We start from the raw sequence: 24,665 nt of genomic DNA, 5'->3' as shown, positions 1-24,665 counted from the left end.
AAAGCGTGACGCAACGTATCGACGACTACGCCCTCATCGGCGATCTCCAGACCGCCGCGCTCGTCGGCCGCGACGGATCGGTCGACTGGCTGTGTCTGCCCCGCTTCGACTCCGCCGCCTGCTTCGCCGCGATCCTCGGCGACGAGAACAACGGCCACTGGCGGATCGCCCCCAAGGGCGCCACGACCTGCTCCACGCGCCGGTACGCCGAGGACTCCCTCGTCCTGGAGACCTACTGGGAGACCCGTACGGGCACGGTCAAGGTCGTCGACTTCATGCCCCAGCGGGACAGGGCCCCCGATCTGATGCGGATCGTGGAGGGCGTCAGCGGCACCGTGGAGATGAGCGGCGTCCTGCGGCTCCGCTTCGACTACGGCTCGATCGTGCCCTGGATGCGCCGCTCCGACGGCCACCGCGTCGCGGTCGCCGGGCCGGACGCGGTCTGGCTGCGCAGCGAGCCGCAGGTGAAGACCTGGGGCCAGCAGTTCTCCACCTGCTCCTCCTTCACCGTCGCCGCGGGCGAGAAGGTCGCGTTCGTACTGACCTGGCACCCCTCCCACGAGCCGCGCCCCGAGCTCGTCGACCCCCACGAGGCCCTGGAGCAGTCCCTCGCGGACTGGCGCGCGTGGGCGGGCCGCTGCACCTACCGGGGCCCGTACCGGGAGGCGGTACTGCGCTCCCTGATCACCCTCAAGGCCCTCACGTACGCCCCGACCGGCGGGATCATGGCGGCCCCCACCACCTCCCTGCCGGAGGAGGTCGGCGGCGTGCGGAACTGGGACTACCGCGCCTGCTGGCTGCGCGACTCCTCCCTCACCCTCGGCGTGCTGCTCGCCGCCGGATACGTCGACGAGGCGAGCGCCTGGCGGGACTGGCTGCTCCGCTCGGTCGCCGGCGACCCGGCCGACCTGCAGATCATGTACGGACCCGCCGGAGAGCGCCGCCTTCCGGAGACCACCCTGCACTGGCTGCGCGGCTACGCCGACTCGGCGCCGGTACGGACCGGGAACGCGGCCGTCGACCAGTTCCAGCTCGATGTGTACGGCGAGGTCATGGACTCGCTCCACCGCGCGCGCGAGGCCGGGATCCCCGCGGAGCGGCACGCCTGGAACCTCCAGCTGAGCCTGCTCGGCTTCCTGGAGTCGACCTGGCGCGAGCCCGACGAGGGACTGTGGGAGGTGCGCGGGAAGCGCCGGCACTTCACCCACTCGAAGGTGATGGCCTGGGTGGCCGCCGACCGGGCGGTGCGCGCCCTGGAGGCCGACCCGTCGCTGCCGGGGGACGCGGCGCGGTGGCGGACGATGCGGGACGAGATCCACGCCCAGGTGTGCGCCCGGTCCTACGACCCGGTCAGGAACACCTTCACCCAGTCGTACGGCTCCCAGGAGCTGGACGCCGCGACGCTGCTGATCCCGCAGGTCGGCTTCCTGCCCCCGGACGACCCCCGGGTGGTGGGCACCGTGGACGCGGTGCGGGCGGAGCTGATGCACGGCGGCTACGTGCGCCGCTACAGCACCGCGTCGGGGACGGTGGACGGCCTCCCGGGGCAGGAGGGCACCTTCCTGGTCTGCTCCTTCTGGCTGGCGGACGCGCTCCGGCTGTGCGGCCGCCGCGAGGAGGCCCTGGAGCTCTTCGAACGCCTCGTGGGCCTGTGCAACGACGTGGGCCTCCTGGCGGAGGAGTACGACCCGGTGGCGGACCGTCAGCTGGGCAACTTTCCGCAGGCCTTCAGCCACATCGGCCTGGTGGGCACGGCGCTCGCACTGGCCGCCGAGGATCGGGACCCGGCAGGATAGGCCCATGGATCTTGGGCTGAAGGACCGTGTGTACGTGGTGACCGGGGCGACGCGGGGGCTCGGGCGGGCCTCCGCGGAGGCGCTGCTCGCCGAAGGGGCCAAGGTGCTCGTCACCGGCCGCGAGGAGAAGACCGTCGCCGAGACGGTGGCAGAGCTGGGGGCGGGCGCCGCGGGCGTCGCCGCCGACAACACCGACCCGGAGACCCCGGCGCGGCTCGTCGCCGAGGCACGGGCGCGGTTCGGCGGCTTCGACGGCATCCTCATCAGCGTCGGCGGTCCGGCGCCCGGCTTCGCGGCCGACAACACCGACGAGGAGTGGGCGGCCGCCTTCGACACCGTCTTCCTCGGAGCCGTCCGGCTGGCCCGCACGGCCGCCGAGACGCTCGGCGAGGGCGGCGTCATCGGTTTCGTCCTGTCCGGCTCGGTCCACGAGCCGATCCCCGGTCTGACCATCTCCAACGGTCTGCGCCCGGGGCTCGCCGGCTTCGCGAAGTCCCTCGCCAACGACCTGGGCCCGCGCGGGGTGCGCGTGATCGGCCTGCTGCCCAGCCGGATCGACACGGACCGGGTGCGGTTCCTCGACTCCCTGTCCGGCGACGCGGACGCGTCCCGCGCGGCCAACGAGGCCACCATCCCGCTGCGCCGCTACGGCACCCCGGAGGAGTTCGGGCGGACGGCGGCGTTCCTGCTGTCGCCGGCCGCCTCCTACCTCACGGGGCTGATGCTCCCGGTGGACGGCGGGGCGCGCGCCGAGTTCTGACCCCGCGGAACCTCAGGCGACCCTGCGGGCCCGGTGCTTCACGGCCCGCAGGCGTGCCTCGGTGGGCAGCGCGGGCAGGCCCGTGGCCGCCCGCGCGTGGGCCAGGGCCTGGGTGCTGAGCGTGGTCAGGGCGGCCCCCGGGGAGGCGTACGGCTCCAGGCGGAGCGCCACGCGGGTACGAGGGGTGGCCCGGCGGCCGGTGAGCGCGACCCGGGCCTTGGCCACGCCCTCCTGGGCCGTGGCGTCCGCCTCCAGGACGCCCTCCAGGGCCCGGCCGCGCAGGACGGCCACCTCGCCGTCGCCGCTGTCGACGACGACCTCGGCGAGCCGGGCCCGCCGGAACTGGACGAGCAGCCACCACAGGGCGAGCAGGACGACGAGCCCGAGGACCGCGATGACCACCGGCCACCACCAGCCCTCGTCGCGCCAGCGCTGCCGGTCGGCGGCGGACAGCAGCACGTCCGAGGGGCCCGACCAGGGCCACCAGGACGGCACGGACAGATCGAGGGCGGCGGCGAGGACTCCCCCGCCGCCGACGACGAGCAGCAGCCCGGCGAGGCCGAGCAGGACGCGGTTGACGCGCCGGAGGACGACCGTCACCGGGGCACTCCTTCGTGGCTCATGGCTCACGCCTTCCTGGGCGGCCGGGCCACCCGTACCGTCAGCGCGGGCGGGTGGGCGAGGGCCAGTTCGTCGACGCCCGCGGCGACGGCCGCCTCCACGTCGGCGCGGACCTCGTCGAGCTCCCGGAAGTGCGAGGCGGCCTTGACCGCCACCTTGGAGCGTCCCACCCGGACCCGGACGGACTGCACGCCGGAGACCTCCATGGCGCGGTCCCGCAGGGCCAGGGCCGCGGCCTCCCGGTCGAGTCCGGCCCGTACGTCGGCGTGTTCGCGGCGCATCGGGAGGATGGCGCGCAGGCCGGGGGTCGCGGCGAGGATCAGGAGCCAGAGGCCGAGGACGACCGCGACCGCCGCGCCGACGACGACCCAGGTGTCGTCGAGCGGCCGGGTCGCGAGGCCGGCGGCCAGCTCCCGCCGCCAGGCCATGGCGGTGCGGCCGGCCCGTACGGCCGCCACGTCGTAGAGCAGGAGTCCGGCGCCGCCGAGGACGAGTGCCGCGAGCACGGCGGCGGGGATGCGGCGGACCGACCAGAAGCGGCGGACGCGGGACGCGGGGCCGGGGCCGGTACCGGGGTCGGGGGTGGGGCCGGTGCCCGCGTCGGCATCGGCATCGGTGAGGACCGGGACGGGGGCCCCGTCGGAGGGGGCCCCGCGCGGCGGTCCGGAGGGGGAGGAACCGGCAGCCCCGTCGGGAGCGCCGCCGCGGGCCCGGGTCGGCTCGTCGCCGGGGGCCGGAGCGGGCTCGTGGTCGGGGGGCGGTTCGGGAGGTGTCGTCATGACAGGCGGCCCCTCGGGCCGGCCTGGCGGGTGAGCGGGGAGTGGAGGCGTTCCACCTGGACGGTGACCTCGTGGACCTCCATGCCCACGAGTTCCTCCACGCGGGCGCGCACCCGGCCCCGGACGGCCCCGCACCGGGCCCCGATGTCCGTGGGGTAGTCGAGGTCGAGGCTCACCGCGACCCGGGCGACGTCCCGGTGGACGACGACCGAGGCGTGCGGCTTCGATCCTCCCTCGGGCGCGGGGCCGGCGGCCTCCCTGGCCGCCTGGGCGGCGATCTTCGCCACCACCCGGTCGGCGATCGAGGTGGCACCCCGGTCACGCACCGGGTCCGGGGAGACCAGGTCGGTTGCCACCCCGGGTCACCGCCGCCGGTCGCCGCGGTCGCGGCCGCGGAACAGGTCGCCGGGTTCGAGGTCGCCGTCGAGGAAGCGGCCCGCCACGAAGCCGATCGCCCCCAAGGCCGCGACCAGCACAAACGCTCCGAAACCGCCGAAGTATCCGGCGAAGCCGAGAGCCATGCCGGCCACCAGGCCGACCACCGCCATGCTCATTCCTGACCCCTTTCCGAGTCCTCCTGAGCCATCTGTGCGCCGTCGTCAGCGACTACTGGAGCCGTGACTCCGGCTCTTCGTCCTCTTCGTCCGGCAGTTTCACGTCGCTGACCGCGATGTTGACCTCGACGACCTCGAGTCCGGTCATCCGCTCGACGGCCGTGATGACGTTCTCCCGGACGTCGCCGGTGACGTCCGCGATGGAGACGCCGTAGTCGACGACGATCTCCAGGTCGAGCGCGGTCTGCACCTCGCCGACCTCGGCCTTCACTCCGCGCGTGGCGTTCGACTTGGCACCGCCGCCGCCGGGCACCCGGTCGCGTACGGCGCCGAAGGTGCGGGAGAGGCCGCTGCCCATCGCGTGCACGCCCACGACGTCGCGGGCGGCGAGACCGGCGATCTTCTCGACGACGCCGTCGGCGATCGTGGTCCGTCCCCGGGACGCCGGGTCTCCGCCGCCCCGCTTGGTGACCGAGGTGCGGCGGGGCCCGTCGGTCGCGGGCGCGCCGGTCTGAGTGGTGTCCGTCATTGGATTTCGCCCCTTCTGGGATATTTCGGGGTTCTTCGCCCACACTAAGGGCGGTTCCCCGGTCTCGCCCCGGGGATACGGCAGGCTGGGGCAATGACGACTGCTGAAGGTTGGACGGCGGCGGTGCGGGACCGCCTCTCGCCGGGCAGGCTGCTGCCGCTCGGCACAACGGCGGACGGGGCCTGGATCACCGAGCGGGCGGTGCGCGAGATGCTCGGCCGGGCCGCCTGGGCCGTACGGGGTGTGGTGCCCGGCGCACTGCGGATCCGGCCGGCGGACGCCGCCGAGGATCCGGGACCGGGCGGCCTGCTCGTCACGGCCTCGTTCGGCGCGATCGCCGGGCGCCCTCTCCCGGAGCTCGTCGAGGAACTGCGGGCGGCGCTGCTCGCCGCGGCCGAGGGCGGGCTCGGCCTCGTGGTCGGCGCGGTGGACCTGCGGGTGGCGGAGCTGCTCGACGCGGCGCCGCCGGAGCCGGACGCCGGTGCCGCTCCCCCGCCCGGCCCGACCTCGCCCGCGACGGACGACCCCGTGGCGCTCGCCGCGCTCGGGGTGGCGGGGGTCGCGGCGGTGACGGACACGCTGGGGCCGCCGGTGCGCCGGGGGCCGGACGGGGTCCGGGTGGAACTGGCCGTGACGGCCGGGGCCCGCCCCCTGGACGTGGCCCGCGCGGTGCGCACGGCGGTGACCGCGGCCGTCCCGGAGGACGCCGCGGTCACGGTCGTGGTGTCGGACCTGCGCTAGAGGTGTGCGGGCAGGTGGCGGCCGCCTGCCCGGTCGAGCGTCTGCCCGAGGTCAGTCGCCGAGACCCGCGAGGTCGCGCAGGCGGCGGGCCTGGGCGGCGCGCTCGGCGACGCGCTGGTCCTCGTACGAGCGGCCGGAGACGCCCTGGAGCAGCGCCTTGGTCTCGGTGACCGCGTCGCGCGGCGCCGCGAGCAGGGCGGCGCCGAGGTCCCGTACCGCCGCGTCGAGCTCGTCGGCGGGCACGGACAGGTTGGCGAGGCCGATGCGCTCGGCCTCCTCCGCGTGGACGAAGCGGCCGGTGGCGCAGATCTCCAGCGCGCGGGCGTAGCCGACGAGCGAGACGAGCGGGTGCGTCCCGGTCAGGTCCGGGACGAGACCCAGGCTGGTCTCACGCATGGCGAACTGCACGTCCTCGGCGACGACCCGCAGGTCGCAGGCGAGAGCGAGCTGGAAGCCCGCGCCGATGGCGTGCCCCTGGACGGCCGCGATCGACACGAGGTCGCTGCGGCGCCACCAGGTGAACGCCTCCTGGTACTCGGCGATGACCGCGTCGAGGTCCGCGTCGGAACCGCGCGCGAGATCGAGGAAGGACGGCTCTCCGTCGAAGCCCTCGGGCGTGAACGCCTGCCGGTCGAGTCCGGCGGAGAAGGACTGTCCCTCACCGCGCAGAACGACGACCCGCACGCTGCCGGGCAACGACCGGCCGGCTTCTGTCAACGCCCGCCACAGAGCGGGAGACTGAGCGTTGCGCTTCGCCGGATTGGTCAGGGTCACCGTGGCAACGGCGTCCTCGACGGTGAGCCGTACACCGTCCTTGTCGAATACGAGCTCAGAGTCGTCGAGCGTAGTCATGGGGCGCCTCCGGTTACGGTGCAGCACACTGCATGCGAATGCTAAGTGACTGCACAGTAACCACCGGGCCGGCGCGAGGGCCGACCGGGTGGCCACCGGGGGGTCCGGTGGCCCGGTAGAGGCGTCCTATGTCAGGCCGAGGCGGCTTTCTTGCCCCGGGTCGCTCCGCCGCGTCCACGCAGCGTGACTCCGGACTCGCTGAGCATCCGGTGGACGAATCCGTAGGAGCGGCCCGTTTCCTCGGCCAGCGCCCGGATACTCGCACCGGAGTCGTACTTCTTCTTCAGGTCTGCCGCGAGCTTGTCGCGCGCGGCGCCGGTCACCCGGCTGCCCTTCTTCAGAGTCTCGGCCACCCGTGCCTCCTCATGGGAAGTGCGCTCTGGACTTCTCATGATCACCCCTCCCGTGCGTCCTGGCCACCCATTCGACAAGGTCCATGCCGCCGGGTTTGTGGACGGGCGCGCGTTCGACACGACCGGAAGCTCAGATTCCGCTGGGCCGGAAAGCGGGCCCCGGGGCGCCCCGCACGGGAATCAGCAGGTCAGCGATACAGGGGGAACACACGTCCGGCGCGGGTCTGCCGGAAGGATTCGGCAGCGCACCGCGCCGGGGTGTACGAGACGCCCTCACTCAGATGAAGGATCACCCGTGGGCCGAATGATCCAGCCGGGCATGATCACCCGGTCCTCTCCGGGTCAGGCGAGCGCGACCAGGTCCGCGTAGTCCGGGCCCCACAGGTCCTCCACGCCGTCCGGGAGCAGGATGATCCGCTCCGGCTCCAGCGCGTCGACCGCGCCCTCGTCGTGGGTGACGAGGACGACGGCGCCCTGGTAGGTCCGCAGGGCCCCGAGGATCTCCTCGCGGCTGGCCGGGTCCAGGTTGTTGGTGGGCTCGTCGAGGAGCAGGACGTTCGCCGAGGAGACGACCAGGGTGGCCAGGGCCAGACGGGTCTTCTCGCCGCCGGAGAGCACCCCGGCCGGCTTGTCGACGTCGTCGCCCGAGAAGAGGAAGGACCCGAGCGTCTTGCGGACCTGGACGAGGTCGAGGTCCGGAGCGGCCGAGCGCATGTTCTCCAGGACGCTGCGCTCGGGGTCGAGCGTCTCGTGCTCCTGGGCGTAGTAGCCGAGCTTGAGGCCGTGCCCCGGGGTCACCTCGCCGGTGTCGGGCTTCTCGGCGCCGGCGAGCAGCCGGAGCAGCGTGGTCTTGCCCGCGCCGTTGAGGCCGAGGATGACGACGCGGGAGCCCTTGTCGATCGCGAGATCCACATCGGTGAAGATTTCGAGCGAGCCGTAGGACTTGGAGAGTCCCTCGGCCGTCAGCGGGGTCTTGCCGCAGGGCGCGGGGTCGGGGAAGCGGAGCTTGGCGACCTTGTCGGAGGCGCGTACCGCCTCCAGGCCGGAGAGCAGTCGCTCGGCGCGCTTGGCCATGTTCTGCGCGGCCACGGTCTTGGTGGCCTTGGCGCGCATCTTGTCGGCCTGCGAGTTGAGGGCGGCGGCCTTCTTCTCGGCGTTCTGGCGCTCGCGCTTGCGGCGCTTCTCGTCGGCCTCGCGCTGCTGCTGGTAGAGCTTCCAGCCCATGTTGTAGACGTCGATCGTGGAACGGTTGGCGTCCAGGTAGAAGACCTTGTTGACCACGGTCTCGACGAGGTCGACGTCGTGGGAGATCACGATGAAGCCGCCGCGGTAGCTCTTCAGGTAGTCCCGCAGCCAGACGATGGAGTCGGCGTCGAGGTGGTTGGTCGGCTCGTCGAGGAGGAGCGTGTCGGCGTCCGAGAAGAGGATCCGGGCGAGCTCGACGCGGCGGCGCTGGCCACCGGAGAGGGTGTGCAGCGGCTGGCCGAGGACCCGGTCGGGCAGCCCCAGGGCGGCGGCGATGGTGGAGGCCTCGGCCTCGGCCGCGTACCCGCCCTTGGTCAGGAACTCGGTCTCCTGGCGCTCGTACTGCCGCATGGCCTTGTCGCGGGTGGCGCCCGAGCCGGTGGCGATGCGCTCCTCGTTCATCCGCATCTTCTTGAGGAGGACGTCGAGGCCGCGGGCGGAGAGGATGCGGTCGCGGGCCAGGACGTCGAGGTCGCCGGTGCGCGGGTCCTGCGGGAGGTAGCCGACCTCGCCGGAGCGGGCGATCTGGCCGGCGGCGGGCTGGCCCTCGCCCGCGAGGCACTTGGTGAGGGTGGTCTTGCCCGCTCCGTTGCGACCGACGAGGCCGATGCGGTCGCCCTTGGCGACACGGAAGGAAGCGGACTCGATGAGGACTCGGGCGCCGGCGCGCAGCTCGATGCCGGAAGCGGTGATCACGGACAGACTCCAGGGCGGTGGGAAACGGCGGAAGGACGGCTGGTGGAGGGCTTCGACGCCGCTAGTGCACGGGGAGAATGGCCATACGGCCAGTCTAACGGGCCCCTGCAACTGCTTTTCGGCCATGAGGGGGCCCGGGCAGGCGATCGGAGCTTTCTCACATATCCGCTCTTGCTTGACAAAAGGGGCGGGTGCTGGGAGATCGACCGATACTCGGCGCAGGGCGGCGGCCTCTGCCGCGGCAGTGACGCGGAGGGTGGTGGACCGTGCAGTTCGACGACGACGCCGATCTGGACACCTCGGAGGTCAAGGACGTCCGGGGCAGCCGCATCCCGGGCGGCAGGGCGACCGTCGGCGGCGGCATCATCGGCTTCATCGCCCTGATCCTGGGCCTGTTCCTCGGGGTGGGACCGGACCAGCTCGGGCTCTCCTCGGGCGGCGACGAGCCGGCGGCCAGCGCGTCGGGGGCCGCCCAGGTGGATCAGGCCTGCAAGAAGGGCTCGGACGCCAACACCCGCGAGGACTGCCGGATCGTCGCCGTCGTCAACAGCGTCCAGGACTTCTGGCGGAGCGAGTACACCCGCCGCGGCGGCACCTACGGGAACGCCTCCACCGTGATGTTCAGCCAGCGGGTCCCGACCGCCTGCGGTTCCGCGACCTCGGCGGTGGGGCCGTTCTACTGCCCCGGCGACCGGCAGGTCTATCTGGACCTCGGCTTCTTCGACGAGCTGCGCACCAAGTTCGGGTCGACCGGCGGACCCTTCGCCCAGGCGTACGTGGTGGCGCACGAGTACGGCCACCACATCCAGAACCTGATGGGGACCCTGAGCCGGGCCCAGGACGGGCGGACCGGCGCGAACTCCAACGCGGTGCGGGTCGAGCTCCAGGCCGACTGCTACGCGGGCGTGTGGGCCCGGCACGCCACGACCACGCCCGACGACCGCACGGGCCGGCCGCTGCTGACGAAGCTGACGGAGGAGGACATCCGGGACGGCCTGGACGCGGCGGCGGCCGTGGGCGACGACCGGATCCAGGAGCGGTTCCAGGGCCGGGTGACCCCGGAGAACTGGACGCACGGCTCCGCGGCCCAGCGCCAGCAGTGGTTCTACGAGGGCTACCGGACGGGCGACATGGCCCGGTGCAACACCTTCCGCTGATCACCGGCGGGGACTGCCAGACTGAGATCCGGGTCACACGCGACTGAATCGAGAGGGAAGTGATCGGGATGGCTGAGGCTCCCCACATCTGTCCGACGCTGACGTACGAGGACGCGAAGGCGGCGATCAGCCTGCTCACGGAGGGCTTCGGCTTTCGGGCGGACGCCGTGTACGAGACCGAGGACGGGCGCGTGGCGCACGCCGAGCTGTCGTACGGGAACGGCGTGGTGATGCTGGGCAGCAGGGGCACCGGCAGCGAGTTCGACAAGCTGATGGCCGACGCGGGGCCGGTCGGCGTGTTCGTGCACGTGGACGACGTGGACGAGCACCACGCGCGGGCGGTGGCGCACGGCGTCGAGATCGTGATGCCGCCCAAGGACCAGGAGTACGGCTCGCGGGACTACATGGCGCGGGACGCCGAGGGCAACGTCTGGAGCTTCGGGACGTACACCCCCGGCGCCGCGGAGTAGCCGGGCGCCGGGGAGGTTCGCGCCGCGCGGCGGCCGGGCGCCGGGGAGGTTCGCGCCGCGGAGTCGCCGGGCGCCGGGTGGTTCCCCCGACGGGATCCCCCGGGCGGGGGTCCCGTCACGCTCCCCCGGTGTGGACCTGGAAGGCGGCCCGGCGGACGGCCTTGGCCAGCGCCGGGTCCGGGTGGGCGGCGGCGAGGGCGACCAGGACCTGGACGGTACGGGGGTGGCCGACGGCCCTGATCTCGTCGAGGAGCGCCGGGACGGTGCCCTGCACGGCGGAGTCCAGGTGCCGGACGAGCAGCTCGGTCTCCCCGTGGTCGGCGACGGCGGCGGCCGTGTCCACCCAGAGCCAGGTGGACTCCTCACGGGTGAGGACCTCCTGGGCGTCGTCGGGGTCGGCGCCCTCGTACTCGGCGAGCCAGAGCAGCGCGTACGGCCGCAGGGAGGGCTCCGCGACGGTGGCCCGCACCTCGGCCTCGGCGGGGGCGCCGACGACCCGGAGCGCCTCGAAGGCGAGCCCGCGCAGCAGCGCGTCCTCGCCGCGGGCGACGGTGAGGAGCTCGGTCACCGCGCTGGAGAGGGTGCGGGCCGCGAGCCAGGCGCGGTACTCGGCGCGGGCGGGGCCCGGGGTGAGCCGGGCGCAGCCGCGGAGCATGTCCTCCGCGGACTGCTCGATGTTCCCCGCGGGGCTCTGCGCGGCGACGCAGATCTGCTCCAGCTTGACCCAGACCGCCCAGTTGCCGAGCGGGGTCAGGGTGGCGTGACGCCCCTCCGCACCGGGGTCCAGGGTGAGCGCGCCGACGGCCGCCAGGCCTTCGAGCGCCCAGTCGAGCAGGGCCGGGAGCCCGTCGGTGCCGCCGTCGGCATCGTCGCCGTCGTCGCTGTCGGGGCCGTCGGCGCTGTTCGCGGCGGTGGCGGGGGCCTCGGGGGCCTGCTCGGCCCCGGGAACCTCGCAGCGCACCTCGCGCAGCTCCTCGACGCGCTGGCCGAGCAGGTCGAGGAGGGCGGGGACGAGGACCGGGCCCTGGGAGAGCTGGAGCAGCGACAGGACCTGCGGAAGGGCCTCGACGACCTCGGCGACGGCGCTCGGCTCGACCCCCTCGGGGGCCGGGTGCACCAGGGACCAGGCGTCGAAGAGGGCCACCCAGCCGCGCAGCACGGCGGAGTCGTCGCGGTCCCAGGCGTGCAGCCGCCAGCCGGGGCGGGCGGTGTCGCCGTGGAGCTCGACGAGGCCGGCGAGCCGGGCGCGGTCCCAGCCGGCCCGGACCTGGCCGGGCGTCAGGTCCAGTGCGGCGGCGGCCCGTTCCTGCGCGGAGGGGGCCGAGGGGCCGCTGGGGGCGGCGACGGCGCCGCGCTCGACGGCCGCCCAGCGGGCGATCCGTACCGCGTCGGCGAGGACGTGCCGGGCCTGGCGGGCCAGCTCCGCACGGGGCGGAGTGCCCTCGGGCGGCCGTGGCGCCGGCCGGGTGCGCCGGGTCGTCACGGCCCGTCGGGCGGTGGCCAGCGCCCGCGGGCGGACGAGTCGGAGTCTGGAGTTGCGCGCCAATGGTTCATCGGGCTTTCGAGACGTCACGGGGGCAGTCTTCCCGCTGACGGCCCGAAAGCCCAATCGGAATCGGCCGCGCCGTCCCCGGCGCCGCCCGCCGGGCCCTAGAGGAGCGGGGTGAGGAAGCGGCGCAGGGCCTCCTCGTAGCGGACCGGGTCGGCGTTCCACATCGCCGCGTGCGGGGCGTGCCGGACGGTCTGGAGGGTGACCAGGTCGGGGCGGCGGGCGGCGAGTTCGACGGACGGCTCCCACGGGGCGATGGTGTCGTCGGGGCCGTGGAGGAGGAGCACGGGAACGCGCAGCACGCCCGGCGCGGAGGCCTCCTCCAGGAGGTCGCCGTGCTGTCCTGTCCTGCCCTGGGCGGCGCGGACGGCGAGCGGGAGCAGGGGCGCGGGGACGTGGTGGGCCGCCGCGAGGTTGCGGAGGGTGGCCTCCCAGTCCAGGACGGGCGAGTCGAGGACGAGTCCGCCGATCCGGTCGCGCACCCCCGACTCGGCGGCGGCGCGCAGGGCCATCGAGGCCCCGCTGCCCCAGCCGTGCAGCACGACCTTCGAGGCGCCCCGGTGGACGGCGTAGCGGATGGCGGCGTCGACGTCGCGCCACTCGGAGTCGCCGAGGTGGGCGAGGCCGTCCGGGGAGGCGGGTGCTCCCTCGTCGCCGCGGTAGGCGGGGACGAGGACGGGGATCTTCCGGCGGTTGTAGAAGGGGACGACGTTCAGCGGGTGCTCGCGGGTGGTGCCCAGGCCGTGCAGGGCGATCACCCAGGTGGTGCGGGGCGCGGCGACCAGCCAGGCCGGCAGGGGCCCGAGCTCGCCGGGGATCTCGACGTCCTCGTGGGCGAGCCCGAGGGCGCTGATCGGCGTGCCGATGTGCAGCTGGGGGGTGAGGCGGACGCGGGAGCCGGGGCCGAGCACCCCGCGCTCGACGCGTTCGAGGCGCCGGACGACGGTGTCCGCGGTGTGCGGGACCCGGTCGAGGACGGGGCCGACGACGGCGTGCTGGCCGTGCCCCTCGATGCCGTACGTGCCGGGGCGCAGCGAGGCGAGGCTGCGGGTGAGCGTGATCCGTTCGGGTCCCGTGGCGTGCACGGTGAGTTTGGGATCCCCGGGCAGGGGACGTCCGGACGGCGCCCTGAGGGCGACGTCGCTGGCGTACCGGCCGGCCGCGAACGCGGCCGCGCCGACACCGAGCAGAGTGGTGACGGCCGCTGCCGTCGCTGTAGCCGGGCGCACGCTCCCAGTCTCGGCAGGGTGGGGGCGGACTGCCACCGGTGGGACCCGGACGGGCCGGAGGAGAGGGGCGGTCCGGGGGCGGGACGGGGGGCTCGGCGCGCGGGGCCCGCCGAGGGCTCTGGGACCCTCCGGGGAGTGACATGGGTCTCGTCGGCGGGGTCCCCCGGTCGGATGGTTTCGTCCAGGGACCGGAACGGGTCGGTGGCGGAGGAACCGGGGCAGGTCGCATGTGCCCGGTGATGGGCCGGATTACCCGGGGTTGCGGGGTGACCGCATCGTGGACGGTTCATGGCCCGGAGCCGTAAGCGGAATCCCTCGACGCCGGTTTGGGACACCACAGCGCCCTACCCAGTTCATCTTCCGTTCACCCAGGTTGCTTACGTTCGTCCAGCCACTGACGTCAAACGATTGCCTGGGTAAATGGAACACATCACGCTGCTGCTCGCCATTGTGGTCGTGACAGCTCTCGTGTTCGATTTCACGAACGGTTTCCACGACACCGCGAACGCGATGGCCACCACCATCTCGACCGGTGCTCTCAAGCCGAAGACGGCGGTGGCCATGTCCGCCGTGCTGAACCTCGTCGGCGCTTTCCTGTCCGTGGAGGTCGCCAAGACGATCTCCGGCGGGATCATCAACGAAGAGGGCATTCGTACAGAGGTGATCTTCGCCGCGCTGGTCGGCGCCATCCTCTGGAACCTCCTGACCTGGCTGCTCGGACTTCCGTCCAGCTCCTCCCACGCCCTGTTCGGCGGCCTCATCGGCGCCGCGGTCATGTCGGCGGGCTGGTCGGCCGTGAACGGCCCGACGATCGTCACCAAGGTCCTCATCCCGGCCGTCGCCGCGCCGCTCGTCGCCGGCCTCGCCGCGATGGCCGCCACCAAGCTGACGTACAAGATCAAGGCCAACCCCGAGGCGAAGGCCACGGCCAAGGGCTACCGGGCCGGCCAGATCGCCTCCGCCGGTCTCGTCTCCCTCGCCCACGGCACCAACGACGCCCAGAAGACGATGGGCATCATCACCCTCGCCCTGGTCACCCAGGGTGTCGTCGCCCCCGGCTCGAACCCCCCGATGTGGGTCATCGTCTCCGCCGGTGTCGCCATCGCCCTCGGCACCTACCTCGGTGGCTGGCGCATCATCCGCACCATGGGCAAGGGCCTCACCGACCTCCAGCCGCAGCAGGGCTTCGCCGCCCAGACCAGCGCCGCGACGGTCATCCTCGCCTCCTCGCACCTGGGCTTCTCGCTCTCCACCACCCAGTCCTGCTCGGGTGCCGTGATGGGCGCCGGCCTCGGCCGCAAGGGCGGTGTCGTCCGCTGGTCGACCGCCACCAGGATGTTCGTCGCCTGGGGCCTGACCCTGCCCGCCGCGGCCGTGGTCGGCGCCGGTGCCGAGTTCCTCACCAAGCAGGGCCCCTGGGGCATCGCCGCCGTCGCGGTCCTGCTGGTCGCCGGCTCGGGCGTCATCTGGTCGCTCTCCCGCCGCAAGCCGGTCGACCACAACAACGTCACCGCCGACGACCTCGACGACGAGCCCGCGGGCGTCGTGACCACCGCCATGGCCGCCGTCACTCCGCCGCCGGCCGCCGGTTCCGTCGCCGCCGTCGCGGACGAGGACCTCAGGACGACCATCCCCGCCCCGGCCCCCACCGACCCGACCGCTCCCCCGGCCCCCGCCGCCGCGGTCTAAGGAACGAACGACATGAAGATCGACTGGGCAGCTCTCGGCTCCGTCTTCGGAGTCAGCCTCGTGGCGACCGTCGCCCTCGTGGGCCTCTTCACCCTCGGCATCGTCGGCCTCACCAAGCAGGAGGAGGCCGCCGCCCGCGGAGGCTCCGCGGCTCTGGCCCGCACCGCCGCGTACGCCTGCTTCGCCCTGTGCGCCGCAGCCGTCGCGTACGGCATCTACCTGATCGTCGTCTGACGGTCCGCGCGTGACCGGCGGGGCGGTCCGCACCTTCGGGTGCGGACCGCCCCGCCGTCGTGTCTGTGGTGCTTCGCACAGTGACCCGCTGCAGGTCAAGGGTGAGTTGACGGCTGTTCTCGGCCCGTGGTGGACTGCCGAGGCCATTACGGCGGCAGCAGAGGAAGTCCGGTGCGAATCCGGCGCGGTCCCGCCACTGTGACCGGATCCGAGGGGTCCGGGAGTCAGGAACTCTCGCCGCCGGTCACGTCGATCCAGGGCGCGGACCCTGAGTGAGGACATGCGCCATGCCCGGCCGCAGCAGTACCAGCCGGCTCTCCCCGGACGGATTCGCGTACGGAGCGGCCGCGGGTCTCGTCGTCGACCTGCTCGTCGGCGACCCCCGCCGCGGACATCCCGTCGCCGCGTTCGGCCGGGCGGCCGCCGCGGTCGAGAACCGCCTCCACCACGACCACCGCGGCTGGGGTGCCCTGCACACCGCCGTCTGCGCCGGCTCGGCCGTCGCCCTCGGAGCGCTCGCCGCCCGGACCGTACGGAACCGGCCGGCCGCCGCCGTCGCCCTGACCGCCGCCTCCGTGTGGGCCGTCGTCGGCGGGACGACCCTGGGCCGGGAGGCCCGCGCCATCGGCGGGGCGCTCGCCGCCGGGGACCTGGACGTCGCCCGGGAGCGGCTGCCGCATCTCTGCGGGCGCGACCCGCAGTCCCTGGACGGACCCGCGATGGCCCGCGCGGTCGTCGAATCGGTCGCGGAGAACACCTCCGACGCCGTGGTCGGCGCCCTCTTCTGGGGCGCGGTCGCGGGCGTACCGGGCCTCCTCGGCTTCCGCGCGGTCAACACCCTGGACGCGATGGTCGGCCACAAGTCGCCGCGCCACCGCCGCTTCGGCTGGGCCTCGGCCCGGCTCGACGACGTGGCCGGCTGGCCCGGGGCCCGGCTGACGGCCGTCCTCGCGACCGTCGCGGGCGGCGATCCGCGCGGTGCCCTGGAGGCCTGGCGGGCCGACGCGGCGAAGCATCCCAGCCCCAACGCGGGCCCCGTCGAGGCCTCCTTCGCCGGCGCCCTCGGCATACGCCTCGGGGGCACCCTGTCGTACGGCGGCCGGGTCGAGCACCGTCCGGTGCTCAACGGGGAGGGCCGGGCCGTCGAGGTGGCCGACATCGACCGGGCCGTACGCCTGTCGCGCCGGGTCACCGGACTCACTCTGGCCGCCTGCGTGGGCGGCCGGCTGATCATCGGCGCCCTGGCCGCGTCGACCCGGAAGCGGAGGAACGCATGAGGGGTGGGGGACTGCTCGTCGCCGGGACCACGTCCGACGCCGGCAAGAGCGTCGTGACGGCCGGCATCTGCCGCTGGCTGGTCCGCAAGGGACTGAAGGTGGCGCCGTTCAAGGGGCAGAACATGTCGCTGAACTCCTTCGTCACGAGGGAGGGGGCCGAGATCGGGCGCGCCCAGGCGATGCAGGCGCAGGCGGCGCGGGTGGAGCCCACCGCGCTGATGAACCCCGTCCTGCTCAAGCCCGGCAGCGACCGGTCCAGCCAGGTGATCCTGATGGGCAAGCCGGTCGGCGAGCTCAGCGCCCGCGGGTTCTTCGGGAAGGCCGGGGGGGCGTCCCCCGGGGAGGCGCTGCGCGGCGGACGGCGGGAGGAGCTCTTCGAGCCGGTCCTCGCGTGCCTGGAGGAGCTGCGGAGCACGTACGACGCCGTGATCTGCGAGGGCGCGGGCAGCCCGGCCGAGATCAACCTGCGGCGCACCGACATCGTGAACATGGGGATAGCCAGGGCGGCGCGGCTGCCGGTCGTCGTGGTCGGCGACATCGACCGGGGCGGGGTCTTCGCCCAGTTCTTCGGTACGACGGCGCTGCTGGCGCCCGAGGACCAGGAGCTGGTCGCGGGCTACCTCGTGAACAAGTTCCGCGGTGACGTGACCCTGCTCGAACCGGGCCTGGACATGCTGCACGGGCTCACCGGGCGGCGGACCTTCGGCGTCCTGCCGTACGCCCACGGGCTCGGCATCGACGAGGAGGACGGCCTCCGGGTCTCGCTGCGGGGCGCGGTGCGCGAGTCCGTCGTCGCGCCGCCGGTCGGCGAGGACGTGCTGCGGGTCGCCGTCTGCGCCGTGCCGCTGATGTCCAACTTCACGGACGTGGACGCGCTGGCCGCCGAGCCGGGGGTCGTCGTGCGGTTCGTGGACCGGGCGGAGGAGCTCGTCGACGCGGACCTGGTCGTGGTGCCGGGGACGCGCGGGACGGTCAGGGCGCTCGCCTGGCTGCGGGAGCGCGGGCTCGCCGACGCGCTGGCGCGACGGGCCGCCGAGGGGCGTCCGGTGCTCGGCATCTGCGGCGGCTTCCAGGTCCTCGGCGAACACATCGAGGACGAGGTCGAGTCCCGGGCGGGGTCCGTCGAGGGGCTCGGGCTGCTGCCCGTCCGGGTGCGGTTCGCGCCCGAGAAGACGCTCGCGCGGCCGGTGGGCTCGGCGCTCGGGGAACACGTCGAGGGGTACGAGATCCACCACGGCGTCGCGGACGTACGGGGTGGGGAGCCGTTCCTCGACGGGTGCCGGGTGGGCTCCGTGTGGGGGACGCACTGGCACGGCTCCCTGGAGAGCGACGGGTTCCGGCGGGCGTTCCTGCGGGAGGTCGCGACGGCGGCCGGACGGCGGTTCGTACCGGCGCCGGACACGTCGTTCGGGACGCTCCGGGAGGAACAGCTGGACCGGCTGGGGGATCTGATCGAGGAGCACGCCGACACCGACGCCCTGCTGCGGCTGATCGAGCAGGGGGCTCCCGCGGGGCTGCCGTTCGTGCCGCCGGGTGCGCCGTGAACCGCGCTCCGCGTCCGGGTCCCGACCCGCACCGCCCGCACCGCCCGTACTACCCGCACTGCCCGCACCACGTGTCGAGGATTCCTGGCGGCCCCGGGCCGTCGTTCGAACATTCGCGATCTGAAGGAGTGACCGGCCGATGAGTACCCGGTATCCGTTCACCGCCGTCGTCGGCATGGACGACCTGCGGCTCGCGCTGCTGCTCAACGCCGTCAGCCCGGCCGTCGGCGGTGTGCTCGTGCGGGGTGAGAAGGGGACCGCCAAGTCCACCGCCGTGCGCGCGCTCGCCGAGCTGCTGCCCGCCGTGCCCGTCGTCGCCGGCTGCCGGTTCAGCTGCGACCCGGCCTCGCCCGACCTCGGCTGCCCCGACGGCCCGCACGGCACCGAGCCCGGCGTCCAGCGCCCCGCGCGGATGGTCGAGCTGCCCGTCGGCGCCTCCGAGGACCGGCTCGTCGGCTCCCTCGACATCGAGAAGGCGCTCAGCGAGGGCGTCAAGGCCTTCGAACCGGGCCTCCTCGCCGCCGCCCACCGCGGGATCCTCTACGTCGACGAGGTCAACCTGCTCAGCGACCACCTCATCGACCACCTCCTCGACGCCGCCGCCATGGGCTCCTCCTACGTCGAGCGCGAGGGCGTCTCCGTACGGCACGCCGCCCGCTTCCTGCTCGTCGGGACCATGAACCCCGAGGAGGGCGAGCTCCGGCCCCAGCTCCTCGACCGCTTCGGGCTGACCGTCGAGGTCGCCGCCTCGCGCGACCCGCAGCAGCGCGTCGAGGTCGTCCGGCGGCGGCTCGCCTTCGAGGACGGCCCCGCCGCCTTCGCCGACCGCTGGGCCGCGGACGAGGCCGCGCTGCGCGAACGGATCGTCACCGCACGGGCTCTGCTGCCCCAGGTGACGCTCGGCGACGCCGTGCTGCTCCAGATCGCCGCCACCTGCGCCGCGTTCGAGGTCGACGGCATGCGCGCCGACATCGTCATGGCCCGCACCGCGACCGCGCTCGCCGCCTGGGCCGGCCGCACCGAGGTCACCTCGGAGGACGTGCGGCAGGCCGCCCTGCTCGCCCTCCCGCACCGGCGGCGCCGCTCCCCCTTCGACGCCCCCGGCCTCGACGAGGACAAGCTCGACGAGACCCTGGAGGAGTTCAAGGGCCAGGGCCAGGAGCCGGACGAGGACCCCGAGCCCGACGGGCCCGGCGACGGGGGGCCCGGGGACGGCGGTCCCGGCGGGGGCGTCCCGCCGCAGAGCGACGGGCCCGCCGCCGAGCACTCCCCCGCTCCCGAGGAGGCCTCGCCTCCCGCGCCGTCCTCGCCCTCGCCCTCCCCCGAACCCGCCCCGCAGGGCGCCGGTTCCGGTGAGCGCGCCGCCGTCGCCGCCGCCGAGCCCTTCCGTACGAAGGTGCTCAGCGTCCCCGGCCTCGGCGAGGGCGCGGCCGGGCGCCGCTCCCGGGCCCGCACCGAGCACGGGCGCACCACCGGATCCGTACGCCCCCGGGGCTCGCTGACCAAGCTGCACCTGGCCGCCACCGTGCAGGCCGCCGCCCCGTACCAGAAGGCCCGCGGGCGGACCGGCCCCGGTCTGGTGGTCCGCCGGGACGACCTGCGGCAGGCGACCCGGGAGGGGCGCGAGGGGAACCTGGTGCTCTTCGCCGTGGACGCCTCCGGTTCGATGGCGGCCCGGCAGCGGATGAGCGCCGTCAAGGGCGCCGTCCTCTCCCTGCTGCTCGACGCCTACCAGCGGCGCGACAAGGTCGGCCTCATCACCTTCCGGGGCCGTGCCGCCGAGGTCGCGCTGCCGCCGACCTCGTCCGTCGACGCGGCCGCCGCCCGGCTCGAGAAGCTCCCGACCGGTGGCCGCACCCCGCTGTCGGCCGGTCTCCTCAAGGCCCATGACGTGCTGCGCGTCGAGCGGCTGCGGGACCCCTCGCGGCGCCCGCTGCTCGTCGTCGTGACCGACGGGCGGGCCACCGGCGGCGGCGCCGACCCGGTGGCGCTCGCCGCCCGCGCGGCGCGGCTGCACGCCGCCGACGGCACGGCCTCCGTCGTCGTCGACTGCGAGTCCGGACCGGTGCGGCTCGGACTGGCCCGTGAGCTCGCCCGTGAACTCGGCGGCACCGCCGTCACCCTGGACGAGCTGCGCGCCGACTCGATCGCCGGCCTCGTCCGGGACGTACAGGGAAACCGGAAGACCACCGCCAGGAGGGCCGCTTAATGCCGCAGGGACAGCCGACCGTCGTTCCCGACGACGGTCTCACCACCCGTCAGCGCCGCAACCGCGCGCTGGTGATGGTGCACACGGGCATCGGCAAGGGGAAGTCGACCGCCGCGTTCGGCATGGCGCTGCGCGCCTGGAACCAGGGCTGGCCGATCGGGGTGTTCCAGTTCGTGAAGTCGGCCAAGTGGAGGGTCGGCGAGGAGAACGCCCTCAAGGCGCTCGGCGAGACCGGCAAGGGCGGCACCGTCACCTGGAACAAGATGGGTGAGGGCTGGTCCTGGATCCAGCGCGAGGTCGCCGAGGGCGAGCAGTCGCACGAGGAGAAGGCCCGCGAGGGCTGGGAGCAGGTCAAGCGGGACCTCGCCGAGGAGAAGTACACGTTCTACGTCCTCGACGAGTTCGCGTACCTGCTGCACTGGGGCTGGATCGACACGGCCGAGGTCGTCCAGGTGCTGCGCGACCGCCCCGGGCACCAGCACGTCGTCATCACCGGCCGCAACGCGCCGCAGGAGCTCGTCGACTTCGCGGACCTCGTCACCGACATGTCCAAGGTCAAGCACCCGATGGACGCCGGTCAGAAGGGCCAGCGGGGCATCGAGTGGTAGCACGTCTCGTCATCGCCGCGCCCTCTTCGGGCGCGGGCAAGACCACGGTCGCGACCGGCCTGATGGCCGCGTTCGCCGGCCGTGGTCTGGCGGTCTCGCCGCACAAGGTCGGGCCGGACTACATCGACCCGGGCTACCACGCGCTCGCCACGGGGCGGCCGGGCCGCAACCTCGACGCGTACATGTGCGGTACGGGGCTGGTGGCCCCGCTCTTCGAGCACGGGGCGCGCGGGTGCGACCTGGCGGTCGTCGAGGGCGTCATGGGTCTGTACGACGGCGCCGCCGACCAGGGCGAACTCGCCTCCACCGCACAGGTGTCGAAGCTCCTCAAGGCGCCGGTGGTGCTGGTCGTCGACGCGTCCTCGCAGTCGCGGTCGGTGGCCGCGCTGGTGCACGGGTTCGCGTCCTGGGATCCGGAGGTGCGGATCGGCGGCGTGATCCTGAACAAGGTCGCGACGGACCGCCACGAGCATCTGCTGCGGGAGGCGCTCGGGGAGTCCGGGGTGCCGGTGCTGGGCGTCCTGCGGCGGGCGCCCGCCGTGGCGACCCCGTCGCGGCATCTGGGGCTCGTGCCGGTGGCCGAGCGGCAGGCGGCGGCGCTCGCCGCCGTCGCCGCCCAGGCGGAGCAGGTGCGCCAGGGCTGCGACCTGGACGCGCTGATGGCGCTCGCGCGGTCGGCGCCGCCCCTGCACGCCGAGCCGTGGGAACCGCACGGGGTGGTGGCGGGCGTTCCGCGGAGCGCTGGGGGTGCTGCCTCCGGGCGGGGTTCCGAGGAGGGTGGGCCCGACCGGGCCGCCGGGCCGAGGGCCGCGGACGGGGCCGGCCGCGGCCGCGGGCCGCTCGTCGCCGTCGCCGGAGGAGCCGCGTTCACGTTCTCGTACGCCGAGCACACCGAGCTCCTGCGAGCGGCCGGCGCCGAGGTCGTCACCTTCGACCCGCTGCGGGACGAGGCCCTCCCCGACGGGACGTCCGGGCTCGTCATAGGCGGCGGGTTCCCCGAGATGTACGGCGAGCAGCTGTCCGCCAACGAGCCGCTGCGGAAGGCGGTCGCCGCGCTCGCCGCGTCCGGCGCGCCCGTCGCCGCCGAGTGCGCCGGGCTGCTGTACCTCGCGCGGTCGCTCGACGGCACTCCCATGTGCGGGGTGCTCGACGCGGACGCGCGGATGTCCGAGCGGCTCACCCTCGGGTACCGGGACGCCGTCGCGGTGAGCGACAGCGTGCTCGCGCCCGCCGGGGCGCGGATGCGCGGGCACGAGTTCCACCGGACCGTCATCGAGCCGGGCGCCGGGGCGGCGGCCGCGTGGGGGCTGCGGCAGCCCGAGCGGAGGGTCGAGGGCTTCGTGCAGGGCGGGGTGCACGCCAGCTATGTCCACACCCACTGGGCGGGGTCCCCTGAGGCCGCCGCGCGTTTCGTGGAGCACTGCAGGTGAGTTCAGCCGCCGGAGACGCCCACCACGAGCCAGATGAAGCCGACGCCCCCGACCGTGCACAGCAGGGTGGAGCGGGCGGGGTGGTCGTGGTGGGCCTCCGGCAGGATCTCGGCGGCGGCCAGGTAGAGCAGGGCGCCGCCGAAGAAGCCCAGATAGGCGCCGAGGAGTTCCACCGGAAGGGTGAACAGCAGGGTGGAGGCGGCGCCGATCAGCGGGGCGAGGGCGTCGGCGACGAGCATGCCGACGGCCTTGCGGCGGGCGTTCCCGTAGAGGCTGGTGATCGTGTACGTGTTGAAGCCGTCGGCGAAGTCATGGGTGATGACGGCGAGCGCGACGGTGGCGCCCATGCCGCCGCCGACCTGGAAGGCGGCGCCGAGCGCGATGCCGTCCATGAGGCTGTGACCGACCATCGCGGCCGCCGCCGTCATGCCGACCTGCGGGACCCGCTCGTCGGCCGCGACGCCGTGTGCGGCCTGGCGTACGGCGAGGAGCCGCTCCACGACATGGGCGAGGAGGAAGCCGCCGACGAAGAGCAGCAGGGCCTCCGGGACTCCGAACACCTCCTCGCCCGCGGCCTCCAGGGCCTCGGGCAGCAGGTCGAGTCCGACGACGCCGAGCATGAGTCCGCCGGCGAGCCCGAGGACGAGGTGGCGCCGGTCGGTGACGCGTCCCGCGACCCAGCCCCCGAAGAGCGTCATGAGGAACGCGCCGAGCGCGACGACTACAGCCATGGGCCTTTGGTATCGGATGGGGCGGCGTCCGCGCACCTCGGTGTCGGCGCGCGGGCCGGGGTCCCGGTGGACGAGGTCCTCGCCCTGGTCGACGCGGTGCTGCGGGAGGCGGGGCTGACGCGTGCGGACGTCCGCTCGCTCGCCACGCTCGACGCGCGGGCGGCGGAGCCGGGGATCGCGGGGGCGGCCGGGGCGCTCGGGGTCCCGGTGCGGGCGTTCACCGCGGCAGAGCTCGCGGCCGTCCCCGTACCGCATCCGTCGGCGCGGCCGCTGGCCGCGACGGGTACGGCGTCGGTGGCGGAGGCGGCCGCGCTGCTCGCGGCGGGTGGGGGCTCGTCCGCCGGGCTGCTCGTACCGAAGCGGAAATCCCGGCGCGCAACGTGCGCTCTCGCCGCTTCTGTCCGGGTTCACCCGAACGAAGACGCCCCAGGCGTACGGTTGTTGCCCCGAACTCACGGGTACATCGCTGGCGAGCCCGGCTCACCCCCCACCATCCCCACCCCCCACACGACGGCGGCCCTGGACATGCATCTGCATACCGACGCCCACGACCTGCGCCACCACGGTGACGCCGAGGTACGGGACGAGAAACTCATCGACCTGGCGGTCAACGTCCGGACGAACACCCCTCCGGACTGGTTGCGGGAGCGGATCGCCGACTCCCTCACCGGACTCGCCGCCTACCCCGACGGCCGGGCCGCCCGCGCGGCCGTGGCCGAACGGCACGACCTGCCCTCGAACCGGGTGCTGCTCACGGCGGGCGCGGCCGAGGCCTTCGTGCTCATCGCGCGGGCGCTGCCGGTGCGCCGGCCCGTCGTGGTGCATCCGCAGTTCACCGAGCCGGAGGCGGCGCTGCGCGACGTCGGCCACGAGGTGGGCCGGGTGCTGCTGCGCGAGGAGGACGGCTTCCGGCTGGACCCGGCGGCGGTCCCCGAGGACGCGGACCTGGTGGTGATCGGGAACCCCACGAACCCCACGTCCGTGCTGCACCCGGCCGCCTCGATCGCCGCGCTCGCGAGACCCTGGCGGACCCTGGTGGTCGACGAGGCGTTCCTGGACGCGGTGCCGGGCGAGCGCGAGGCGCTGGCGGGCCGGACCGATGTGCCGGGGCTCGTGGTGCTGCGGAGCCTCACCAAGACGTGGGGGCTGGCCGGGCTGCGGATCGGGTACGTGCTGGCCGAGCCGGCGACGATCGCCGCCCTGGAGCGGACCCAGCCGCTGTGGCCGGTGTCGACGCCCGCCCTGGTGGCGGCGGAGGCCTGCATGTCGCGGGCGGCGCTGGCGGAGGCCGAGCACGCGGCGCACCGGACCGGGGTCGAGCGGGCCCATCTGCTCGCCGGGCTGGCGGAGTTCGACGAGGTGCGGACGGTGCCGGGGGCGGAGGGCCCCTTCGTGCTGCTACGGATCGACGGGGCGGACGCGGTCCGGGAGCGGCTGCGGTCGCTGGGCTTCGCCGCCCGCCGGGGCGACACCTTCCCGGGGCTCGACCGGAACTGGCTGCGGATCGCGGTCCGGGACCGGGCCACGACGAACCGCTTCCTCCAGGCCCTCGACCAGGCCCTGCTGATGGCCGGCTGAGCGGCCGCCGCCGGACCACCGGCGGGCGTCGCGC

At 74.3% G+C, this 24,665-nt stretch carries 24 protein-coding genes and 1 riboswitch; of the genes, 13 read left to right on the top strand and 11 right to left on the bottom strand.

Translation table 11 applies throughout. The features are described from left to right. The first annotated feature begins 5 nt into the window (after positions 1-5). The gene (locus AMK27_RS34490; protein WP_073917291.1) at positions 6-1,796 is read left to right on the top strand and encodes a glycoside hydrolase family 15 protein; all 1,791 of its coding nucleotides are present in this window, start codon (positions 6-8) and stop codon (positions 1,794-1,796) included. Positions 1,797-1,800: 4 nt separating this feature from the next. Next, positions 1,801-2,556, top strand: a complete 756-nt coding sequence (locus AMK27_RS34485; RefSeq protein ID WP_073917289.1) for an SDR family oxidoreductase — start codon at positions 1,801-1,803, stop codon at positions 2,554-2,556. Between the two features lie 12 nt (positions 2,557-2,568). Here AMK27_RS34485 and amaP read toward each other — a convergent pair whose 3' ends face one another. From amaP to AMK27_RS34460, 5 genes are read right to left on the bottom strand one after another with little or no spacing between them, the layout of a single operon-like run. Continuing rightward, positions 2,569-3,156 (bottom strand): alkaline shock response membrane anchor protein AmaP, encoded by a 588-nt coding sequence (amaP, locus tag AMK27_RS34480; protein ID WP_073917287.1) that lies wholly within the window; start codon positions 3,154-3,156, stop codon positions 2,569-2,571. A 26-nt stretch (positions 3,157-3,182) separates the two neighbouring features. After that, the gene (locus tag AMK27_RS34475; RefSeq protein WP_073917286.1) at positions 3,183-3,956 is read right to left on the bottom strand and encodes a DUF6286 domain-containing protein; all 774 of its coding nucleotides are present in this window, start codon (positions 3,954-3,956) and stop codon (positions 3,183-3,185) included. Continuing rightward, on the bottom strand, positions 3,953-4,312 hold the full coding sequence (locus AMK27_RS34470) for an Asp23/Gls24 family envelope stress response protein (protein WP_073917285.1): 360 nt from the start codon (positions 4,310-4,312) through the stop codon (positions 3,953-3,955). Before AMK27_RS34470 ends, AMK27_RS34475 begins: the two co-directional genes overlap by 4 nt. Positions 4,313-4,318: 6 nt before the next feature. Further along, on the bottom strand, positions 4,319-4,510 hold the full coding sequence (locus tag AMK27_RS34465) for a hypothetical protein (RefSeq protein WP_055602871.1): 192 nt from the start codon (positions 4,508-4,510) through the stop codon (positions 4,319-4,321). A 52-nt stretch (positions 4,511-4,562) separates the two neighbouring features. Beyond that, the gene (locus AMK27_RS34460) at positions 4,563-5,039 is read right to left on the bottom strand and encodes an Asp23/Gls24 family envelope stress response protein (RefSeq protein WP_073917283.1); all 477 of its coding nucleotides are present in this window, start codon (positions 5,037-5,039) and stop codon (positions 4,563-4,565) included. Between the two features lie 93 nt (positions 5,040-5,132). Here AMK27_RS34460 and AMK27_RS34455 point away from each other — a divergent pair, with 93 nt between their 5' ends. After that, positions 5,133-5,780, top strand: a complete 648-nt coding sequence (locus tag AMK27_RS34455; RefSeq protein WP_073917282.1) for a hypothetical protein — start codon at positions 5,133-5,135, stop codon at positions 5,778-5,780. Between the two features lie 51 nt (positions 5,781-5,831). Here AMK27_RS34455 and AMK27_RS34450 read toward each other — a convergent pair whose 3' ends face one another. The 3 genes from AMK27_RS34450 to AMK27_RS34440 form a co-directional block, all read right to left on the bottom strand. Further along, positions 5,832-6,632, bottom strand: a complete 801-nt coding sequence (locus AMK27_RS34450; protein ID WP_073917280.1) for an enoyl-CoA hydratase/isomerase family protein — start codon at positions 6,630-6,632, stop codon at positions 5,832-5,834. A 131-nt stretch (positions 6,633-6,763) separates the two neighbouring features. Continuing rightward, positions 6,764-6,985, bottom strand: coding sequence for a helix-turn-helix domain-containing protein (locus AMK27_RS34445; protein ID WP_006123601.1), 222 nt, complete (start codon positions 6,983-6,985; stop codon positions 6,764-6,766). Between the two features lie 342 nt (positions 6,986-7,327). Beyond that, complete coding sequence (locus tag AMK27_RS34440) at positions 7,328-8,926, bottom strand: ABC-F family ATP-binding cassette domain-containing protein (RefSeq protein ID WP_073917279.1); 1,599 nt, start codon at positions 8,924-8,926, stop codon at positions 7,328-7,330. Between the two features lie 266 nt (positions 8,927-9,192). On the opposite strand from AMK27_RS34440, the gene ypfJ reads away from it, so the two are divergent. Together ypfJ and AMK27_RS34430 are read left to right on the top strand one after the other, a co-directional pair. After that, a complete protein-coding gene (gene ypfJ / locus AMK27_RS34435; RefSeq protein WP_073917277.1) occupies positions 9,193-10,083 on the top strand; it encodes a KPN_02809 family neutral zinc metallopeptidase in 891 nt (296 codons plus the stop codon). 68 nt (positions 10,084-10,151) lie between these two features. Next, positions 10,152-10,553, top strand: coding sequence for a VOC family protein (locus AMK27_RS34430; RefSeq protein WP_198955982.1), 402 nt, complete (start codon positions 10,152-10,154; stop codon positions 10,551-10,553). A 115-nt stretch (positions 10,554-10,668) separates the two neighbouring features. Here the strand turns inward: AMK27_RS34430 and AMK27_RS34425 are convergent, their stop codons facing one another. Next, positions 10,669-12,126, bottom strand: coding sequence for a hypothetical protein (locus AMK27_RS34425; RefSeq protein ID WP_079188675.1), 1,458 nt, complete (start codon positions 12,124-12,126; stop codon positions 10,669-10,671). A 77-nt stretch (positions 12,127-12,203) separates the two neighbouring features. Then, positions 12,204-13,331: an alpha/beta hydrolase gene (locus AMK27_RS34420; RefSeq protein ID WP_073917275.1), complete on the bottom strand. Its 1,128-nt coding sequence runs from the start codon at positions 13,329-13,331 to the stop codon at positions 12,204-12,206. A 420-nt stretch (positions 13,332-13,751) separates the two neighbouring features. Between AMK27_RS34420 and AMK27_RS34415 the strand changes: the two genes are divergently transcribed. From AMK27_RS34415 to AMK27_RS34385, 7 genes are all read left to right on the top strand, one after another. Continuing rightward, positions 13,752-15,020 carry an inorganic phosphate transporter gene (locus tag AMK27_RS34415; RefSeq protein WP_073917273.1) on the top strand — a complete coding sequence of 423 codons (1,269 nt, stop codon included), beginning with the start codon at positions 13,752-13,754 and terminating at the stop codon, positions 15,018-15,020. A 12-nt stretch (positions 15,021-15,032) separates the two neighbouring features. Beyond that, a complete protein-coding gene (locus AMK27_RS34410) occupies positions 15,033-15,254 on the top strand; it encodes a hypothetical protein (protein ID WP_073917272.1) in 222 nt (73 codons plus the stop codon). Positions 15,255-15,367: 113 nt separating this feature from the next. Further along, positions 15,368-15,507: riboswitch (cobalamin riboswitch) on the top strand. Between the two features lie 34 nt (positions 15,508-15,541). Further along, the gene (locus AMK27_RS34405; RefSeq protein WP_073917270.1) at positions 15,542-16,531 is read left to right on the top strand and encodes a cobalamin biosynthesis protein; all 990 of its coding nucleotides are present in this window, start codon (positions 15,542-15,544) and stop codon (positions 16,529-16,531) included. Next, entirely contained in the window at positions 16,528-18,075 is a 1,548-nt protein-coding gene (locus tag AMK27_RS34400) for a cobyric acid synthase (RefSeq protein ID WP_073917269.1), read from the top strand. The genes AMK27_RS34405 and AMK27_RS34400 overlap by 4 nt, the downstream gene beginning before the upstream one ends. A gap of 139 nt (positions 18,076-18,214) precedes the next feature. Then, a complete protein-coding gene (locus AMK27_RS34395) occupies positions 18,215-20,284 on the top strand; it encodes a putative cobaltochelatase (protein ID WP_073917267.1) in 2,070 nt (689 codons plus the stop codon). Further along, the gene (cobO, locus tag AMK27_RS34390) at positions 20,284-20,892 is read left to right on the top strand and encodes a cob(I)yrinic acid a,c-diamide adenosyltransferase (protein WP_073917266.1); all 609 of its coding nucleotides are present in this window, start codon (positions 20,284-20,286) and stop codon (positions 20,890-20,892) included. The genes AMK27_RS34395 and cobO overlap by 1 nt, the downstream gene beginning before the upstream one ends. After that, positions 20,886-22,322, top strand: a complete 1,437-nt coding sequence (locus AMK27_RS34385; protein WP_073917264.1) for a cobyrinate a,c-diamide synthase — start codon at positions 20,886-20,888, stop codon at positions 22,320-22,322. The genes cobO and AMK27_RS34385 overlap by 7 nt, the downstream gene beginning before the upstream one ends. Positions 22,323-22,324: 2 nt before the next feature. On the opposite strand, the gene AMK27_RS34380 is transcribed toward AMK27_RS34385, so the two are convergent. After that, positions 22,325-23,053 carry a ZIP family metal transporter gene (locus tag AMK27_RS34380; protein WP_073917263.1) on the bottom strand — a complete coding sequence of 243 codons (729 nt, stop codon included), beginning with the start codon at positions 23,051-23,053 and terminating at the stop codon, positions 22,325-22,327. Positions 23,054-23,059: 6 nt separating this feature from the next. On the opposite strand from AMK27_RS34380, the gene cobC reads away from it, so the two are divergent. Beyond that, on the top strand, positions 23,060-24,631 hold the full coding sequence (gene cobC / locus AMK27_RS34375) for an Rv2231c family pyridoxal phosphate-dependent protein CobC (protein WP_073917261.1): 1,572 nt from the start codon (positions 23,060-23,062) through the stop codon (positions 24,629-24,631). The last annotated feature ends 34 nt before the right edge of the window (positions 24,632-24,665 follow it).

Source organism: Streptomyces sp. CB02009, assembly GCF_001905825.1.
GTDB lineage: Bacteria > Actinomycetota > Actinomycetes > Streptomycetales > Streptomycetaceae > Streptomyces.
The sequence above is the reverse complement of the archived record's forward strand: the minus strand, read 5'-3'. Positions and strand labels throughout refer to the sequence as shown.

Coding starts and splice junctions, on each gene's coding strand:
- AMK27_RS34415 (WP_073917273.1), top strand. CDS start 13,752: ATGGAACACATCACGCTGCTGCTCGCCATTGTGGTCGTGACAGCTCTC.
- AMK27_RS34395 (WP_073917267.1), top strand. CDS start 18,215: ATGAGTACCCGGTATCCGTTCACCGCCGTCGTCGGCATGGACGACCTG.
- AMK27_RS34405 (WP_073917270.1), top strand. CDS start 15,542: ATGCCCGGCCGCAGCAGTACCAGCCGGCTCTCCCCGGACGGATTCGCG.
- AMK27_RS34475 (WP_073917286.1), bottom strand. CDS start 3,956: ATGACGACACCTCCCGAACCGCCCCCCGACCACGAGCCCGCTCCGGCC.
- AMK27_RS34465 (WP_055602871.1), bottom strand. CDS start 4,510: ATGAGCATGGCGGTGGTCGGCCTGGTGGCCGGCATGGCTCTCGGCTTC.
- AMK27_RS34380 (WP_073917263.1), bottom strand. CDS start 23,053: ATGGCTGTAGTCGTCGCGCTCGGCGCGTTCCTCATGACGCTCTTCGGG.
- cobO (WP_073917266.1), top strand. CDS start 20,284: ATGCCGCAGGGACAGCCGACCGTCGTTCCCGACGACGGTCTCACCACC.
- AMK27_RS34450 (WP_073917280.1), bottom strand. CDS start 6,632: ATGACTACGCTCGACGACTCTGAGCTCGTATTCGACAAGGACGGTGTA.
- AMK27_RS34430 (WP_198955982.1), top strand. CDS start 10,152: ATGGCTGAGGCTCCCCACATCTGTCCGACGCTGACGTACGAGGACGCG.
- AMK27_RS34485 (WP_073917289.1), top strand. CDS start 1,801: ATGGATCTTGGGCTGAAGGACCGTGTGTACGTGGTGACCGGGGCGACG.
- AMK27_RS34410 (WP_073917272.1), top strand. CDS start 15,033: ATGAAGATCGACTGGGCAGCTCTCGGCTCCGTCTTCGGAGTCAGCCTC.
- AMK27_RS34460 (WP_073917283.1), bottom strand. CDS start 5,039: ATGACGGACACCACTCAGACCGGCGCGCCCGCGACCGACGGGCCCCGC.
- AMK27_RS34400 (WP_073917269.1), top strand. CDS start 16,528: ATGAGGGGTGGGGGACTGCTCGTCGCCGGGACCACGTCCGACGCCGGC.
- AMK27_RS34455 (WP_073917282.1), top strand. CDS start 5,133: ATGACGACTGCTGAAGGTTGGACGGCGGCGGTGCGGGACCGCCTCTCG.